Origin of the sequence: Thalassospira sp. UBA1131 (assembly GCF_002311515.1) — a bacterium.
Classification (GTDB): Bacteria; Pseudomonadota; Alphaproteobacteria; order Rhodospirillales; family Thalassospiraceae; genus Thalassospira.
On the sequence record NZ_DCAO01000091.1, the window covers coordinates 3,504 to 20,395 of the forward strand.

Genomic DNA, 16,892 nt, shown 5'->3' on the forward strand with positions numbered 1-16,892 from the left:
GTTGTGATCGAAGGTCCGGATGCGGATGCATTCGTTGCCGCCGCCAAGGAAGGTCTTTCGGGTGTTGGTCCGCAAACCATGCTGACCGATGGCATGGCAGAAACCTATCGCGCCGGTGCCAAGCGTGTGGCGGCGACTTCGGGTGTCAAAGAAGTTCTGACGACGTCTTGTGATCTGCGCAATGCGACGCCGTATCTGTTTGAGACCACCGGTGAAAACTGGCTTGCCAACCATGAGCTTGGCGAAGAAGTCTTTGGCCCGCTCGGCCTTGTCGTTCGCGTCAAGGACGTTGCCGAAATGCGCAAGATTGCCAAATCGCTTGAAGGTCAGTTGACCTGCACGCTGCATCTTGATTCAGCCGATGCGGCAGATGCCCGTTCGCTTCTGCCGATCCTTGAACACAAGGCTGGCCGCGTTCTGGCCAACGGTTTCCCGACCGGTGTGGAAGTATCCGACACCATGGTCCATGGCGGACCATACCCGGCATCGACCAACTTCGGTGCAACCTCGGTCGGGACGATGGCAATCCGTCGCTTCCTGCGTCCGGTTTGCTATCAGAACATCCCGACCGATGTTCTGCCCAAAGATATCGCCTAAGCGATATCTCTTCGCGACAGCCTTGCTGAAAAGAAAAAGCCGCCCATTTGGGCGGCTTTTTTTGTTAGTCGCGGATTTGTCAGTCGCGGATTTGTTAGTCCCGGACTGTTGCGGTGGCCTGAAACATGTTTTCATCATGCCTGAGCAGGCTTTGACCAATCGCCCCTTGAAGGGCCAGATCCTTATCCCACGGAAGATAGGTGATGGTCGGGTTTCGGCTGAGTTCAGGTACCTGTGCCTCGTCCAGACCACGCCTGAGTTCCGGTTCCATCATGTCGAATGCCCGCGCACCCGATCCGGTAATGAAAATCTGTTTGGGGCCCAGCAGCGCAATCAGGTTGGCGATGCCATATCCCAATACCTTGCCAGCATGGCGGAACAGTTCGGCAAGACCGGTGTCGCCGCGGCGGGCCCGGGCAACCAGATCCATCATCTGTTCTTCACTGGGGTGCAGGTTGTTGGTATCGGGCAGGTCAATCACGCCGCGCGCATCACGCAGGATGGCATAGTCCCCGATATAGGCTTCAAGACACCCACGTCGGCCGCAATTGCACAGCGGCCCATCGGGTTGGTATTTGGTATGGCCAAACTCCGCAGCAGTCCCGAAGTCACCGTTATAGACCTTGCCATTCAGAACCAGCCCCATGCCGATCCCGTAGCCCAGCATGATCACGGCAAAGTCGCCATCATTATGCAGGTTGGTGTTTTGCGAGATCGCTGTTGCGATGCAGTTTGCATCGTTCGACATCTGAACAGCGCTGCCATATCGTTCGCTGAGTGATTTGACCAAGGGAATATGGCGATGACGGAGGGCTGGCGACCAGATGATCTCGCCGCTGTTGCTGTCGGTTACCCCTTGAATGGCGATGCTGATGCCCGCGGGCGGATGGATGCAGAAATCGCGATTGCGTTCGAGAAACCGGTCAATCAACGCAATCAGGGTTCTGGTCAACTCGTCCGCGCCAAGATCGCGGGTATTGATGCAGTGTTCGATGCTGCGTTCAATTTCACCCTTGAAATTGCCCAGCGCAATTTCGATCAGATTGATGGTGATTTTGACCCCGATGACGCAGGCGGCATTTGGCACCAGATCCAGCAAGACCTTGGGACGGCCACGCGTGGTGCCATTCCCGGTTCCGTTCGCGGTGCCGTTATTGTTACTGCCTTCGCTTTCCTTTACCAAACCCTGCGCCATCAAGTCGGCGGTTAGCGACGTGACAGTCGCAGGGCTTAGTCCAGTTGCCGTACCGATATCAATGCGCGCAGCAGGGCCATGCATGCGCAGATAGCGCAAGATCGCCGTCTGGGAGGGCTGGCGCGGTGTTTCGCTTTCTGTACGGCGCATCATGTGGTTGATCAGTATCCTTGTTAATATGCCCGTTCGGGCAATTTATATGTGCGAGCGGTCAGAGCAATCCGCGACGTGCAAGGTTGTTCATCAACGCGCTGATCCCGAACGTCCAGGGTTTAATGGCATCTGATCGGTCGACCTGATTGACCAGTTTGCCAAGGCTTGGCGTCGAGATGCTGACAAGGTCGCCCATTTCATGGGTAAAGCCTTTGCCCGCACCACCCCGGTCATCGGTCGGCGCAAACATCGTTCCCAGAAACAGCATGATGCCATCCGGATATTGATGATGTTTGCCTATCGCCTGTGAAACAAGGCTTTCGGGTGTGCGGCTGATCTGGCTCATGGAGCTGACCGCATCGAGGTGATAGCCCTCGGGTCCGTCGACGGCCATGGCGATATCGGCCGATTTGACATTTTCCAGCGTGAACTTGCCGTCAAACAGGCGGATGAACGGGCCAATCGCACAGGATGCGTTATTGTCCTTTGCCTTACCAAGCAACAGGGCAGAGCGCCCTTCGACATCGCGCAGGTTGACGTCGTTGCCAAGTGTGGCACCAACGATCTTGCCCTTTGATGTCACGGTCAGAACCACTTCGGGTTCCGGGTTGTTCCAGGTTGAAATCGGATGCAGGCCGACATGCGCACCATGCCCGACAGCTGACATGACCGGCGCCTTGGTAAAGATTTCCGCATCCGGACCGATGCCGACTTCAAGATATTGCGACCAGGCGCCCTTTTCGAGCAGCACGGTCTTGATATCGGCGGCCTTTTGCGAACCCGGTTCGATCTGTGAGAGGTCATCACCGATAATGCCGGTGATTTCGGTACGGATCTGATCGGCTTTGCTTGAGTCACCGCGCGCCTGTTCCTCGATCACGCGTTCAAGAAGGCTTGCAACAAAGGTCACGCCACTTGCCTTGATTGCCTGCAGATCATTGGGGGACAGAAGGTGCGGGGTGTTTTCATCGGCCCCCGGACGGGACTGGTCCAGAATATCACTGAGGGTAGCGACAGTCGGGAAGCTTGCCGGGTTTGAAAGCTTTGCCAGAACGTCATCAAGTTCAAGGATTTCGCTGACGGTCGGTGCGACACTGCTGATATCGCGCAGCGTTTCACCATCAAGAAGCACCGGTGTTGGTCCGGAAACGCGCGGGTCCCAGATGCGCCCGATCAGGACGGCATTACTTGCGTCATCGGGCAGGATGTCTTGGGCGTTGATGGGGAAGCCTGTGGTCATCTCGGTGTCTCGCTTGTTTATCTGTGGGTGGTGCCATTCACGGCACCCGTTGCATTGGTCGCGCCGGGGCCAGCCAAATGCAGAAGGTGCTCGGGCATTTTGCCCAGAATGATCATCCCAAGTACGTCGTCATGTGTGACATCTTCGGTTCTAACGCTGCCAACCAGTTTTCCGTTCTTCATGACATGCAACCGGTCAGAAAGGTCAAACACATCATGAAGATCGTGGCTAATCAACAAAATACCCAAACCGTCACGCTTTAATTGGTCAATCAGTTCGCCGACCATCTTTGTTTCATGAACACCAAGGGCCGCACAGGGTTCATCCATGATCAGTACGCGTGCCTCAAACAACAAGGCACGTGCAATGGCGACCGACTGGCGCTGCCCGCCCGAAAGGGCCGATACGGGGGATGTGAACTTTTTGAAATTCGGGTTCAGGCGATGAAGAACCTCGCGCGCCTTGTGCTCCATGGCGGCATCATCAAGAAACCCGAACTTGTCGGTGATTTCACGTCCCAGAAACAGGTTCTGGGCCGCGTCCAGATTGTCGGCAAGTGCAAGGTTCTGATAGATCGTTTCGATATTGTTGTCGCGTGCATCGCGCGCGTTCTCGATCTTGGCTTCCTTGCCATCGACAATGATCTTGCCGGTGTCGGCCTGATAGGCACCGGAAAGAATTTTGATCAGCGTTGATTTGCCCGCACCGTTATGGCCCAAAACGCCAACCACTTCGCCGGGATAAAGATCAATTGATACACCGTCAACGGCCTTCACCCCGCCAAAGCTGATATGGATATCTTGCATTTCGACCAGCGGATCTTTGGTCATGTTTGGATCAGTCATCACGGGTCTCCTTACGCGGTCGGGTCGCTGTAACGGCGATGGAAATACTTGTCACTAAAGACGGCGACGACAAGAACCAGGCCGATGACGATGCTTTGTAACGAGGTATCAACCCCCAAAAGCGCCATGCCGCTTTGCAGGCTTTGCATCACCAGCGCCCCGATCAGCGCGCCATAGATCGTGCCAAGTCCACCGGCAAGCGACGTGCCGCCAATGACCACGGCGGCAATCACGCGCAGTTCGTCAAGCGTGCCCAAATCGTTGCCTGCCGACTGCAGGCGGGCCGATGAAATGGCGGCACTGATCGCACAAAGGACGCCCATCAGGGCAAATACGGCCACCGTCATGCGTTTGACGTTGATCCCGGCCAGTTCGGCGGCCTGCGGGTTGCCACCAATGGCAAAGACATAGCGCCCGAAACGGGAGCGTTTGACCGCGATGGTCAGGATGATCGCGACAAGTGCAACAATCAGAAGCGGGATCGGAATACCATGCGCAATTTCAAGATTTTCTGGCGTGACCGGAATGCCCTTGTTTTCCAAAAGGCGTTCTGCCGCACGTGTAGGCAGGTGATAGGCATTCAGTGTCGCGACAACAATCAGCACCAAACCGGCCTTGATAATCGTGTTGGTATATTCGGCCCAGATTGGTTTGACCGGAAATTCGAAGGACAGGCGACGGCGGCGTTCCATGATCGCGGCGTAAATGATCGCAAGAATACCGATCAAGGCAACGATCCAGCTCCAGGTGGCGCCAATCGTTCCTTCGATGCCACCGCCCAGCAGAATGTAATTCTGATCAAGCGGGGCAACGGTGCGCCCTTGTGTGACCCACCATGCAGATCCGCGCCAGACCAAAAGCCCGCCAAGTGTCACGATAAATGCCGGGACGCCAAGGTAACCAACTGCAACCCCTTGAATGGAGCCGATCAGGGCACCAACGACAATGCCAACCAGAAGCGTCAGCACCCAGGTCAGGGGATGGTTGTAATCAAGAAACTGTGGCAGGAAATCGGTCTGAACGACCCCCATGATCATGGCGAGAACACCCAGGACCGCCCCAACCGAAAGGTCGATATGACGGGTGACAATGATCAGAACCATGCCGCATGCCATCACCGCCACAGAGGCCGTCTGAACCGACAGGTTAAAGATGTTTCGGGGCGTGATAAAGCGACCGCCCGAGGCAATGTCAAAACCCACCCAGATGATCAGCAGGACAACAGCGAGGCCAACCAGACGACGGTCGACTTCCATTTTCGAAAGTAGTCGTGACATGAAAAAGCTCGTAAAGCAGCGGGGCCGAACTGCGATATCTGCACGATATGTGAAATGCAGTCGGCCCCGGGTTTATGCAAGGTCGGAGAAAACAGGCTGGCCTAGTTGCAGGCCGCGACATTGCTGTTGGTCACGCCCTGGCAAACCACGTCTTTGGACACCCAGCCCGCATCAATCACCAGATCAAGTTTGTTCTGGGTGATCGCAACCGGATCCAGGAAGTAAGACTTCATGGTTACACCATTCGGGCTTTGCCAATCTTCGGTGCCGTCCACGTCACCAAGCTTGGTGCCCTTGGCAAGTTCAACGGCGATTTCAGCCGCGCGTTTGCCAAGAAGGCGCGCATCTTTCCAGACCGAAACTGTCTGGGTGCCAAGTGCAACACGGTTCAGTGCGGCATGATCGCCATCCTGGCCCGATACAGGAATGCCTTGCATGCCCTGTGCAGACAGTGCTGCAACAACACCACCGGCGGTGCCATCATTGGATGCGACAACGGCATCAACCTTGTTGTCCGCAGCGGTCAGGAACTGTTCCATGTTCCGCTGCGCAATCGCTGGCTGCCAGCTGTCGGTATAGGCTTCGCCAACAACCTTGATGTCGCCCGCGTCAATTGCCTTCTGCAGGATTTCAAGCTGTCCTTCGTGCAGAATGTTTGCGTTCGGGTCGGTCGGTGCGCCTTTGATGAAGACGTAGTTGCCTTTCGGTTGCTCGGCAAAAACGGCCTCGGCCTGAAGGCGACCAACTTCCTTGTTGTTGAACGTAATGTAATAGGCGTTCGAGTCTTCGATCAGGCGGTCATAGCCAACGACCGGAATGCCTTCGTTCAGGGCCTTTTCGACAGCAGGGCCAATTGATGCTGAGTCCTGTGCCAGGACGATCAGGGCATCGGCACCACGTGCGATCAGGCTTTCGATATCGGAAAGCTGTTTGGATGGATTGCTTTGGGCATCTGCGCTGATGTACTCAGCCCCCGCAGCATCCAGAGCAGCCTTGATTGCGGCTTCATCGGTTTTCCAGCGTTCTTCCTGGAAGTTCGACCAGCTGACGCCAACAGTCAGATCAGCAGCAAAGGCATTTGCAGACAGCAGAACGGTTCCGGCCAACATGGCCGTTGATAGGAGTTTTTTCATCGGTTTCTTCCCTGAATAAATGTGTCTTCTGGTGACATTTATTTTTGTTATCGAAAAAATGTTGACGTGAAGAAGGCGTCCTGTCAAATATTTTTTAGTGAATAAATTAAATTCATCGCTTTTCACGCATTTTTATATCGCAGTTTGCGATTAAGGGTTGAATTGGCGGTGTTTATAGTGTGGTGCGCTGCAGCAATTAATTTATTCACCTAAAATAATATGAAAAGAGACAGGGAACGTTATGACAGCGAGTTATCACGACATTGACGGTAAATCCGTGCTTGTAACCGGCGGTGCATCCGGGATTGGCGCCTCGATCGTGCGCGCATTCTGTGCGCAGGGGGCGCGGGTCGGGTTCTTCGATATCGATGATGCCGCCGCGCAAAAACTGATCGCCTCCATTAAGGAAGAGCACGGCGTAACCCCGGTCTACAAATCGCTTGATTTGCGCAACCAATCATCCATTTCCGATGCGGTTCGCGACATGTCGGTTGCGATTGGCCCGATTGACGTTCTGGTAAACAATGCGGCGCGCGATGATCGACATTCGCCCGAAGATATCAGTCCTGACAAGTGGCGTGATGGCCTGGATGTGAACATGAACCATCATTTCTTTTGTGCCCAGGCAGTCGCACCGGGGATGAAGGAAAAACGGTGCGGAAGTATTATCAATTTCAGTTCTGTGAGTTATATGATGGGCCTGCCGGATCTGGTAACGTACGAGACCGCAAAGGCCGGTATTATCGGACTGACACGCGCGCTTGCCCGGGACTGGGGGGAATATGGCATTCGCGTTAATGCGGTGACGCCGGGCTGCATCATGACACAGCGCCAGCTTGATCTTTGGATTTCTCCCGAGGATGAAGAACGCATTCAGGAGCAGCAATGCGTCAAACGCCGGCTGGTGGGGGATGATGTTGCACAGATGGTTCTTTTCCTGGCATCTGATGTTTCGTCGGCCTGTTCATCACAGAACTTCATCGTGGATGGCGGCATCGTCTGATCGTGTGTTTCGACGGGTGCCAAGACCGCTGCTCGCCCCGAGACCACTGCTCGAACTTGGAAAAAACAGTATATGTCGCCTGCAAATCTCTCTGATCAGCCAATCATCATCGATGAAAAAGCCAACCCGTATCGCGACTGCATTCAGGGTCTCGCCAACCAGCCAATCACAGTGGTGCGGTTGCTGCGCGATGCTGTGAACGAAAACCCGGTTGTTGCCAGTGGTCGCAAATTTGCCGTTCCCGAAATCAAGGACGTGGTCGGGCGTCTGGTGGAAAACCGCCCGCGCATTGCAATCATTGCTGGTGCGCCGGATCATCCGGCCCATCTTCTGGATCGTCCGCAGGCGCTGATGGCAGCCCTGCGCATTTGGGAAATGGGCGGGGTTCCGTTCCTGTTCCATGTACCGGTGATTTGCGATGGCACGGCGCAAAACAATATCGGGCAAAGCTATTCACTGGCATCGCGCAACCATACGGCGGCGGCGGTAAATATCACCTTTGAAGGCCACAGTTATCACGCGGCCTATGTGATTGCCGGCTGTGATAAATCACCTGCCGCTGTGGTGGCCGGTCTGGCCGCGGCTGATCATGCACGAGCCTGGCGTGGCGATCAGGCGCCGGTCTGGGCTGTGTTTGCACCGTCCCATGTTCTTAAAGGCGGCGAAATTCCCGAAGGCACGCGTCGTTTGCTTGATAAAATCGCCGCTGACTCCGATGCCGCCGGGCATGATGATCTTGGTGCCGATATCCGCGAAAACATGCGCTATATCCTGCAATGCACCTCGGACGAGGCGTTTGCAGGTTTGCTCGAACGTGCCCGGCTTCTGGGGATTATCGACGGGGCGCTTGAACGTCGGGTTCTCGATGAGCTGGCAACAGCGACCTGTGATTCCAAAGGTGGCATTTGTGCCTTTAACGGCACAGGTAATTCATCACGCACCATGTTGGCTGCCTTCGGCCTGACCCCTCCGGAACTGGAATTGCTGACCGATGTCCCGCCGTTCGAGGCCGTGGCAGCCGGGATCGATGCCCTGTTTGGTGTTCTCAACAAGCCGGAATATGCGATTGGCAATTTGCTGAAGGCGAACTTTGCCAATTTCGTGCGTGTTCATAATGCGACCGGATCGAGCAGCAACATGCTTTTGCATTTGCCATTCATGATGCGCTATGCCGGTTTTGATATCTCGATTGATGATTATCAGGATGTGCGCACCAAAACCCCGGTGCCGGAAATTTTCGCCCACAGCCTGACGGAAAACCGCGACACTTTTGTCTTGGCTCAGCAAATGGCCGAAGGCAAAAACCGCGGTATGGAAAGCATCTATCGCATTCTGGCCGATCTTGGCGTGGCGATGGATCTTGATGCGCCGACCATCCTTGGAAAAACCTGGGCAGAACGCATCGCCAATCTTGAAAATCCGGTTGATCTGTCGTTGGGCGATGCATCGGTCATTCGTGCCAACCCGGTCAGGCAGCGTTCCGGCGTTGATGTCATCACCGGCAGTTTCTTTGAAAACTGCGCGGTCAAGACATCGGGTATGAGCGACCGATTATTGTCGCACTTTGATGATCATGTTTTCATCGTGCGCTATTACGAAAATGAACATGTCTGTAATGCCGACTTTGCCTCGCCCGATTTGATTACACGCCTGATTGAAACCGATGGTGTTGATGAAGAATTGATTGCCGCAGTCGTGCGCCGCAATGGCGGAAACCGTGTCGATATGGATGCGCCAAAGGACATGTTCGAACAGGGGCATCTGTCCTTTGCGTTTGTCATCGGTGGGCAGGGGCCGGAAGCCTATGGCATGCCGGAAATGTTTTCGCCGTCGCAGAACTTGCGCCATCACCGCATTCTCGAAGCATCATCCATGCTGATCACCGATGGGCGGTATTCCGGGGTGACCAAGGGCGCCTGTATCGGTCATATGGTGCCGGAGGCCTTTACAGGTGGTGCAATCGGCTATCTTAAGGATGGCGATGTGCTGCGTCTTGATCTGACAGGGCTAACGTTGGATTGGCTCGATCCCGAGACATTCAAACGTGGGGAAGAGGTCGCATCCGATCCCCGCGACATTGCAGATCGCAAGCCGGTCTTTGATGCACGGTTCAAGCGCATGGCCGATCGCCAGTGCGATATTGCCGCAAGCAACGTGCTTGACGGGATTGGCAATGCCGCACGCGGTATCGTGCCCCGTGCTGTTGATCGTCGCGCAACCAAATCCTGGCGTTAAGCCACAAGGGTTTAAAGCATGTTGCATTTAATCTGCCCCATTTTGCCGGAGATAACCTTCTGTCCGGCGAGGAAAGGGCTGCAGAACGTAGCGGGGCTACGTTCAAGGGTCTTGACGCTGCGGGGCGGAAGGTTATCTCGGCCCGAAGGGTTTGTTTTTGGCGGCGTTTTGCGGCGTTACACCGTTTGACCGATGCGCCGCATCGCTCTGCACGCTGTGCCTTGCCAAACGGCACGCCAAAAACAAACATAATGGAGCAGATTAAATGCAACATGCTTTAACACACCAAAATGCAAAACGCCCCGTGCCGTATTGGCCGGGGCGTTTTTGATTGTCGCACGTGCTGGGCTTAGCCCATCCGCTCCGATGCGTAGCTTCCCGGGCTTGGCGGGAAGACGATGGTGCGGTTGCCGTTGATGAACGAACGGTGGTGGATATGGGCGTGGACCGCACGCGCCAGAACCTGGCTTTCGACATCGCGGCCAATCGACACATAATCGGCCGAGTTCTGGGCGTGGGTAATGCGCGCAATGTCCTGTTCGATGATCGGACCTTCATCAAGGTCAGCGGTGACATAATGCGCGGTTGCGCCAATCAGTTTGACCCCGCGCACATAGGCCTGTTGATAAGGGTTAGCGCCCTTGAAGCTTGGCAGGAAGGAATGGTGGATATTGATGATCTTGCCACTCATTTTCTTGCACAGGCTGTCTGAGAGGACCTGCATGTAGCGGGCCAGAACGATCAGTTCGACATTATAGTCAGAAACAACATCAAGAAGCTTTTTCTCGGCTTCGGGCTTGTTTTCCTTGGTGACCGGGATGTGGTGGAAGGGAATATCGTGATTAACGACAACCTTCTGATAATCAAGATGGTTTGACACCACGCCAACGATATCAATCGGAAGCGCCCCGATTTTCCAACGATACAGCAGATCGTTCAGGCAATGACCAAACCGCGACACCATCAGAAGAACCTTCATCTTCTCGGAGCTGTCATGGATTTCGTACTTCATGCCAAGTTCTGCTGCCGGACCCTCAAAGCCTGCGATCAGGGTTTCCTGATCAACACCTTCCTCGCTGACGAAGGCAACCCGCATAAAGAACAAGCCGGTTTCTTGGTCGTCAAACTGGGAGCTATCGGTAATGTTGCAGCCGTTATCTGCCAAATAGGTCGAAATAGCAGCAACCACCCCGCGCTGAGAATCGCAGGAAACAGTCAGAACGTAGCTTTTCATCGCGTCTGGCTTTCTCGTTTGGAATAATCAAAAATTGCCCGGCCCCGTCCATCGGGGAATGAGATAAGGCCGGGCAGAAGCATTAAATATCAAGTGTGTTCTCACGTTCCCAGCGGGAAAAGTGCGAAACGTAAGAATTCCACTCGGTTTGTTTAAGTTTGAGATAGGCACTTGAGAATTCCTTGCCCATCGCAAGCTGGAGCTCTTCGTTAGAGCCCATTTCACGCAGGGCATCGAGCAGGTTCAGTGGCAGATGCGGTGCATCCTTGATCGAATGCCCTTCCTTGTACATGTCGATATCGTAATGCGGTCCCGGATCGGCATTGGTTGCCATGCCATCAAGGCCGGCCGCGATGATCACGGCCTGAAGAAGATACGGGTTGGTCGCCCCGTCCGGCAGACGCAGTTCAAAACGCCCCGGCCCCGGAACGCGGACCATGTGCGTGCGGTTGTTGCCCGTCCAGGTCACCGTGTTCGGTGCCCAGGTCGCGCCCGACATGGTGCGCGGCGCATTGATACGTTTATAGGAATTGACCGTCGGGTTGGTGATCACCGCCATGGCAGAGGCATGCTTCATGATGCCGCCAAGGAAATGTTTGCCCTTGGCCGACAGACCAAATGGCATGTCATTATCGGCAAAGGCATTGGCACCATCATTATCCCAGACTGATACGTGGCAGTGGCAGCCATTGCCGGTCAGGCCCGGGAAGGGCTTGGGCATGAAGGTTGCGCGAAGGCCGTGCTTTTCGGCAATTGATTTGACCATAAACTTGAAGAAGGAATGCTTGTCGGCGGTTTTAAGCGCGTCATCGAATTCCCAGTTCATTTCAAACTGGCCATTGGCGTCTTCATGGTCGTTCTGATACGCACCCCAGCCGAGTTCAAGCATGTAATCGCAAATCTCGGCAATCACGTCATAACGGCGCATGACGGCTTGTTGGTCGTAACAGGGTTTTTCCGCCGTATCGGCCGGATCAGAAATTTCCGATCCATCGGTGGTGACAAGGAAAAATTCCGCCTCGACCCCGGTTTTGACATTGAGGCCAAGTTCGGCCGCCTTGGCGATCTGTGCTTTCAAAACGTTGCGCGGGGCCTGTTCGACCGGTGTGCCTTCCATGATGCAATCGGCGGCAACCCAGGCGACTTCCGGTTTCCAGGGCAACTGGATGACAGAGCTAGGATCAGGAATGGCGAACATGTCGGGGTGCGCCGGGCTCAGGTCAAGCCAGGTGGCGAAACCTGCAAAACCGGCACCTTCTTCCTGCATGTCGGCAATTGCCTGGGTCGGGACAAGTTTGGCGCGCTGACCGCCAAACAGGTCGGTAAAGCTGATCATGAAGTATTTGATGCCGCGTTCCCGGGCAAAGGCTGATAGATCCTTGGTCATCGAAGTCCCCTGACGAATTTTATCAATAACCATCGGTTTCCCGGGCACGCCTTGGGGCGCACCCGGTCCGGTGGTAGGTTAGCTGTTCTAGAATCCTCCCTGACCCGGAACCCAGTTGGTTCCGGCAAGCGGTACACCAGCCATGGCGGCCGCTTCGATATTCAGTGCGCAGAGATCCTCGGGTTCGAGGTTGTGCACATGATTTTTGCCGCAGGCGCGCGCAATGGTTTGCGCTTCAAGGGTCATGACCTTCAGATAGTTGGCCAGTCGCCGCCCGGCGGCAATCGGGTCAACCCGTTTCATCAGGTCGGCATCCTGTGTCGTGATGCCTGCGGGATCACGACCTTCATGCCAGTCATCATAGGCACCAGCCGTGGTGCCAAGTTCGTTATATTCTGCTTCCCATTTCGGGTCGTTGTCACCGATGGCGACAAGGGCGGCGGTCCCGATGGAAACCGCATCCGCACCAAGGGCAAGCGCCTTGGCAACGTCGGCACCATTTCGGATACCGCCCGAAACGATCAGCTGTACTTTGCGGTGCATGCCCATGTCTTGCAATGCTTTTACCGCCGGGCGGATGCAGGCAAGGGTCGGCTGACCGACATGTTCGATAAAGACTTCCTGGGTCGCGGCTGTGCCACCCTGCATGCCATCCAGCACGATGACATCGGCACCGGCCTTGACTGCAAGGGCAACGTCATAATAGGGGCGTGCGCCACCGACCTTGATGAAGATCGGCTTTTCCCAGTCGGTGATTTCGCGGATTTCCTGAATTTTGATCTCAAGATCGTCCGGGCCGGTCCAATCCGGATGACGGCAAGCGGACCGTTGATCAATGCCCATTGGCAGGTTGCGCATTTCAGCCACGCGGTCAGAGATCTTCTGACCCAGCAACATGCCGCCGCCGCCCGGTTTTGCACCCTGACCAATAACGATTTCAATCGCATCGGCGCGTTTCAGATCGCGCGGGTTCATGCCGTAACGTGACGGCAGGTATTGATAAACAAGTTGGGTCGAATGACCGCGCTCTTCCTCAGTCATGCCACCATCGCCCGTGGTGGTCGACGTGCCTGCCGCCGATGCGCCGCGTCCAAGGGCTTCCTTGGCCGGACCGGACAGGGAGCCAAAGCTCATACCGGCAATGGTGATCGGAATTTTAAGCTCAATCGGTTTCTTGGCAAAACGGGTGCCGAGCGTGACGGCGGTTTCGCATTTCTCGCGGTATCCTTCCAGCGGATAGCGCGACATGGATGCGCCAAGGAACAGCAAGTCATCAAAATGCGGGACCCGTCGTTTCGCACCACCACCGCGGATGTCGTAAATGCCTGTCGCGGCAGCACGCCGGATTTCCGAAAGGGTATAATCATCAAATGTTGCCGATTTACGCGGCGTCGTAACGGGATTTTTGTAGGTCATGGTCAGATCCTGTCTTTGGGCTGACGCGCTCGGATTTTGGATCCGCGCGGCGTTCAGCGTGCCGCATCAATAGGCGTCGAAATTATCGACACTGAAGTTGTAAAGCGTCCTGGCCGAGCCATACCGCGTGAATTCCTCGGGCTTCACATCCGTGATGCCTGCATCTGCAAGAAGCCTGGTCAGAAGCTCGATATGTTCGGCCCGCATTTCCTTTTTCTCGCAATCGGCACCGAGGCTTTTGACCGTGCCGCGCACAAAAAGGCGCGCTTCATAAAGTGAATCACCCAGCGCATCACCAGCATCGCCCAGAACAACAAGGTTGCCCGACTGCGCCATGAAGGCCGACATATGGCCGATATTGCCTTTGACGACGATATCGACACCTTTCATCGAAATGCCGCAGCGTGACGACGCATTGCCTTCGATCACCAGCAAACCGCCATGGGCGGTGGCCCCGGCATACTGGCTGGCATCGCCTTTGATCACGACTTTGCCCGACATCATGTTTTCAGCCACACCCGGACCGGCATTGCCATTGACCGTGACGGTGGCCTGTTCGTTCATGCCCGCACAGTAATAACCGACGCTGCCATTGATGGTGACATTGACCGGTGCGTCGATGCCGACAGCCACGGCATGTGCGCCGCGCGGATTGGTGATTTCGAAATCCTCAGGCACACCACTTTTATCAAGCGCATGAAGCGCCTGATTGAGCGCGCGCAGTTCGGTGGTTGCAAGATCAAACACTGGCATGTGTGTTCCTTCCTCATAGGACTGCAGAGTTTTTGCAGTCAGGTCGGCGCGCACGTGGCAGCAGCCGACAGGGTTCGTGTTAATCAGTGTTCCCAGAAATAAACCGTGGCCGGTTCCGGCTCCCAGACGCGGGCGTCTTCAATGCCCGGCAGGTTGACCAGTGCGCGATATTCGGACCCGAATGCGACATAGGCATCGGTTTCCGCCATCACGGCCGGTTTGCAGGCAATCGGGTCGCGGACAACGCCAAAGCCCGATTTGGTGCCAACCACAAAGGTGAAGAAGCCATCAAGGTCATCAAGCGCACTGGTCAGGGCTTCGCCCAGGTTTTTGCCCTTGGCCATTTCGCCGGTCAGATAGGCGGCCGCGACCTCTGAATCGTTCTGGGTTTCAAGGCGAATGCCTTCGCGGGTCAGTTCACGGCGAAGGTTGTTGTGGTTCGACAGCGAACCGTTATGCACAAGGCATTGGTCCGAACCGGTCGAAAACGGGTGGGCGCCAAGGGTGGTCACCGCACTTTCGGTCGCCATGCGGGTATGGCCGATCCCGTGAGTGCCACTCATGTCGGAAATCTTGAAGCGTTCAAGCACGTCCTTGGGCAGGCCAACTTCCTTGTAAATTTCCATCGCCGTACCCGTCCCCATGACGCGGACATTCGGACGAAGGTCTTCAAGTGCGCTTCGGGTTGCATCGATCTGATCGCTTGAAACCGTAATCACCGCATGGGTGTTTTTGGGCAGGATGGATGCGTTCTTGATCCCGGCTTTGCGCAGGTCTTCGGTCAGGCCGGCAAAATCTGTTTCCGGTTCCGGAGACTGGATCGTGAGTTTGACCAGATCATTCTGATCTGCGCCATAAATTGCGATGCCCGCACTATCGGGGCCACGGTCGGTCATGGTCACCAGCATTTCAGACAACAACGCGCCGAGCTGTGGTTCCAGACTTTTATCTTTAAGGAATAAACCAACAATGCCGCACATGGCAGGACAGTCTCCATTCTGTTTCTGAAACGGAGACTACCTGTTCGCGAATGCGGAATCAACTATGAAGAATAAAAATTTCTTCTCAGTGAATTGATGTTTTCACCGGAGTGAATGCTTATCCCCGGGCGGGATAGCAGATGATCGATAGGTAACGTATTGGAAATGAAAGAAGTTCTTCCGGTCCGTGGCGGGCATCGGCATCAAAGAACAGGCTGTCGCCTTCTTTCATGTAGTAAAGCTGATCGCCATGACGGTAACGGACTTCACCCTCAAGCATATAGATGAATTCCATGCCTTCATGCTGGAAGGCGGGGAAGCTGCTCGACTCCTTGGTCAAGGTTAGCAAATAGGGTTCGACCACCACACCACTGGTGTTGTTATCTATATGACCCAGCAGGTTATATTCATGGCCTGCGCGCGTGCCGCGGCGTTCAATCGCAACACCTTCGCCGGATTTCACGAACACCGCATTGCGCGGTTCTTCATAACGACGGAAGAAATCGGTCACCGGCACACCCAGTGCACTTGCCAGTGCCTGAAGCGAGGTCAGCGACGGCGAGGTCACGCCGTTTTCGATCTTGGAAAGCATCCCCATCGAAATCCCGGTTGCGGACGCCAGATCGGAAATCGTGATGCCCAGCTTCTTGCGGAGCGCTCGGACTTCATGGCCGATGGCAATTTCGAGATTGTTTTCCTTGGGTTCACGAAGCGCGTGCGGGTCCTGGGTGAGGGCGGCGGGTTTGCTCTTGGTGTCCATGCCTGATCCTTGCTCGCTATTGGCGGTGGTCTGCGGTGCTTGTGTTGTTTTGCTATTTGCCATGCTGGCTTGTCCTCCGTCACCGGTTTTGTCCCGGTGCGGGTCCGCTCGTTTCTGGTTTCCTCGAACGGCCACTTGATGCGGCCTGCTTTTTTATCGGTCGTATGTGCCCGGGCTTTTACCCTTATTGGTCGGCCATACGCCATAGGCATGACTTACACTGGCAGGAAATATTTATCAACTCCAGGGAAAATAAATTTCCGCAAAGGCGATATGAGAGGTGGGGATGGAAGTTGCTGCAATGCCGTAGAAAATAGCCTTTAAGGAATAAAAATTGAATAATATGAAAAATAATTATTGCGTTCGCGAACAAGATGCCGCCAAAATATGGAACAAAATAAGCCGATAATAGCGCGCTGATTGTGCGCAAAGGCAATCATATCAGGAGGCCATCACTATGACTGCAAGCTGGAGATTTTCAGCCCTTGCCGATCGGCATCGCGCGCTTGGTTCCAATCTTGAAGACTGGAGCGGGATGGGCACCGCCTGGACCTATGACAAGGATTGGGACGAGGAATATATCGCGATCCGCGCCAAGGCCGGGATCATGGATGTTTCAGGCCTGAAAAAGGTTCATATCACCGGCGCGCATGCATCCCACGTGATCGACTATGCCACCACGCG

Annotated in this window: 13 protein-coding genes and 2 pseudogenes; 4 read left to right on the forward strand and 11 right to left on the reverse strand. The window is 55.1% G+C overall.

Going from position 1 to position 16,892, the window contains the following annotated elements:
* Positions 1-597, forward strand: a pseudogene (locus B3Z49_RS13820) (aldehyde dehydrogenase (NADP(+))); the annotation flags it as partial.
* A 94-nt stretch (positions 598-691) separates the two neighbouring features.
* Here B3Z49_RS13820 and B3Z49_RS13825 read toward each other — a convergent pair.
* From B3Z49_RS13825 to xylF, 5 genes are all read right to left on the reverse strand, one after another.
* Positions 692-1,945: an ROK family transcriptional regulator gene (locus B3Z49_RS13825; RefSeq protein WP_296991917.1), complete on the reverse strand. Its 1,254-nt coding sequence runs from the start codon at positions 1,943-1,945 to the stop codon at positions 692-694.
* 58 nt (positions 1,946-2,003) lie between these two features.
* On the reverse strand, positions 2,004-3,185 hold the full coding sequence (locus B3Z49_RS13830; RefSeq protein ID WP_296991920.1) for a fumarylacetoacetate hydrolase family protein: 1,182 nt from the start codon (positions 3,183-3,185) through the stop codon (positions 2,004-2,006).
* A gap of 17 nt (positions 3,186-3,202) precedes the next feature.
* On the reverse strand, positions 3,203-4,030 hold the full coding sequence (locus tag B3Z49_RS13835; protein WP_296991922.1) for an ATP-binding cassette domain-containing protein: 828 nt from the start codon (positions 4,028-4,030) through the stop codon (positions 3,203-3,205).
* Between the two features lie 11 nt (positions 4,031-4,041).
* Positions 4,042-5,307: a sugar ABC transporter permease gene (locus B3Z49_RS13840; RefSeq protein WP_296991925.1), complete on the reverse strand. Its 1,266-nt coding sequence runs from the start codon at positions 5,305-5,307 to the stop codon at positions 4,042-4,044.
* Positions 5,308-5,408: 101 nt separating this feature from the next.
* The gene (xylF, locus tag B3Z49_RS13845) at positions 5,409-6,440 is read right to left on the reverse strand and encodes a D-xylose ABC transporter substrate-binding protein (RefSeq protein WP_296991928.1); all 1,032 of its coding nucleotides are present in this window, start codon (positions 6,438-6,440) and stop codon (positions 5,409-5,411) included.
* A 241-nt stretch (positions 6,441-6,681) separates the two neighbouring features.
* Here xylF and B3Z49_RS13850 point away from each other — a divergent pair, with 241 nt between their 5' ends.
* Both B3Z49_RS13850 and B3Z49_RS13855 read left to right on the forward strand, forming a co-directional pair.
* Entirely contained in the window at positions 6,682-7,443 is a 762-nt protein-coding gene (locus B3Z49_RS13850; protein WP_296991931.1) for an SDR family NAD(P)-dependent oxidoreductase, read from the forward strand.
* A 72-nt stretch (positions 7,444-7,515) separates the two neighbouring features.
* Positions 7,516-9,678: a dihydroxy-acid dehydratase gene (locus B3Z49_RS13855; protein ID WP_296991934.1), complete on the forward strand. Its 2,163-nt coding sequence runs from the start codon at positions 7,516-7,518 to the stop codon at positions 9,676-9,678.
* Between the two features lie 349 nt (positions 9,679-10,027).
* Here B3Z49_RS13855 and purU read toward each other — a convergent pair whose 3' ends face one another.
* The 6 genes from purU to B3Z49_RS13885 form a co-directional block, all read right to left on the reverse strand.
* On the reverse strand, positions 10,028-10,912 hold the full coding sequence (gene purU, locus B3Z49_RS13860; protein WP_008892009.1) for a formyltetrahydrofolate deformylase: 885 nt from the start codon (positions 10,910-10,912) through the stop codon (positions 10,028-10,030).
* 82 nt (positions 10,913-10,994) lie between these two features.
* The gene (gene glnT, locus B3Z49_RS13865) at positions 10,995-12,299 is read right to left on the reverse strand and encodes a type III glutamate--ammonia ligase (RefSeq protein WP_296991937.1); all 1,305 of its coding nucleotides are present in this window, start codon (positions 12,297-12,299) and stop codon (positions 10,995-10,997) included.
* Between the two features lie 87 nt (positions 12,300-12,386).
* The gene (locus B3Z49_RS13870) at positions 12,387-13,715 is read right to left on the reverse strand and encodes an FMN-binding glutamate synthase family protein (RefSeq protein ID WP_063090379.1); all 1,329 of its coding nucleotides are present in this window, start codon (positions 13,713-13,715) and stop codon (positions 12,387-12,389) included.
* Positions 13,716-13,781: 66 nt separating this feature from the next.
* Entirely contained in the window at positions 13,782-14,468 is a 687-nt protein-coding gene (locus tag B3Z49_RS13875; RefSeq protein ID WP_296991942.1) for a GXGXG domain-containing protein, read from the reverse strand.
* An 83-nt stretch (positions 14,469-14,551) separates the two neighbouring features.
* Complete coding sequence (locus tag B3Z49_RS13880) at positions 14,552-15,448, reverse strand: class II glutamine amidotransferase (protein ID WP_286791882.1); 897 nt, start codon at positions 15,446-15,448, stop codon at positions 14,552-14,554.
* Positions 15,449-15,566: 118 nt separating this feature from the next.
* Positions 15,567-16,271 carry a helix-turn-helix domain-containing protein gene (locus tag B3Z49_RS13885; protein ID WP_296991948.1) on the reverse strand — a complete coding sequence of 235 codons (705 nt, stop codon included), beginning with the start codon at positions 16,269-16,271 and terminating at the stop codon, positions 15,567-15,569.
* A 394-nt stretch (positions 16,272-16,665) separates the two neighbouring features.
* Here B3Z49_RS13885 and B3Z49_RS13890 point away from each other — a divergent pair.
* Positions 16,666-16,892, forward strand: a pseudogene (locus B3Z49_RS13890) (aminomethyl transferase family protein); the annotation flags it as partial.

What these genes read in the sequence shown, in the direction of transcription:
- B3Z49_RS13855 (WP_296991934.1), top strand. Translation starts at nt 7,516, where the DNA reads ATGTCGCCTGCAAATCTCTCTGATCAGCCAATCATCATCGATGAAAAA.
- glnT (WP_296991937.1), bottom strand. Translation starts at nt 12,299, where the DNA reads ATGACCAAGGATCTATCAGCCTTTGCCCGGGAACGCGGCATCAAATAC.
- purU (WP_008892009.1), bottom strand. Translation starts at nt 10,912, where the DNA reads ATGAAAAGCTACGTTCTGACTGTTTCCTGCGATTCTCAGCGCGGGGTG.
- B3Z49_RS13835 (WP_296991922.1), bottom strand. Translation starts at nt 4,030, where the DNA reads ATGACTGATCCAAACATGACCAAAGATCCGCTGGTCGAAATGCAAGAT.
- B3Z49_RS13870 (WP_063090379.1), bottom strand. Translation starts at nt 13,715, where the DNA reads ATGACCTACAAAAATCCCGTTACGACGCCGCGTAAATCGGCAACATTT.
- B3Z49_RS13850 (WP_296991931.1), top strand. Translation starts at nt 6,682, where the DNA reads ATGACAGCGAGTTATCACGACATTGACGGTAAATCCGTGCTTGTAACC.
- B3Z49_RS13840 (WP_296991925.1), bottom strand. Translation starts at nt 5,307, where the DNA reads ATGTCACGACTACTTTCGAAAATGGAAGTCGACCGTCGTCTGGTTGGC.
- B3Z49_RS13875 (WP_296991942.1), bottom strand. Translation starts at nt 14,468, where the DNA reads ATGCCAGTGTTTGATCTTGCAACCACCGAACTGCGCGCGCTCAATCAG.
- xylF (WP_296991928.1), bottom strand. Translation starts at nt 6,440, where the DNA reads ATGAAAAAACTCCTATCAACGGCCATGTTGGCCGGAACCGTTCTGCTG.
- B3Z49_RS13880 (WP_286791882.1), bottom strand. Translation starts at nt 15,448, where the DNA reads ATGTGCGGCATTGTTGGTTTATTCCTTAAAGATAAAAGTCTGGAACCA.
- B3Z49_RS13885 (WP_296991948.1), bottom strand. Translation starts at nt 16,271, where the DNA reads ATGGCAAATAGCAAAACAACACAAGCACCGCAGACCACCGCCAATAGC.
- B3Z49_RS13830 (WP_296991920.1), bottom strand. Translation starts at nt 3,185, where the DNA reads ATGACCACAGGCTTCCCCATCAACGCCCAAGACATCCTGCCCGATGAC.
- B3Z49_RS13825 (WP_296991917.1), bottom strand. Translation starts at nt 1,945, where the DNA reads ATGATGCGCCGTACAGAAAGCGAAACACCGCGCCAGCCCTCCCAGACG.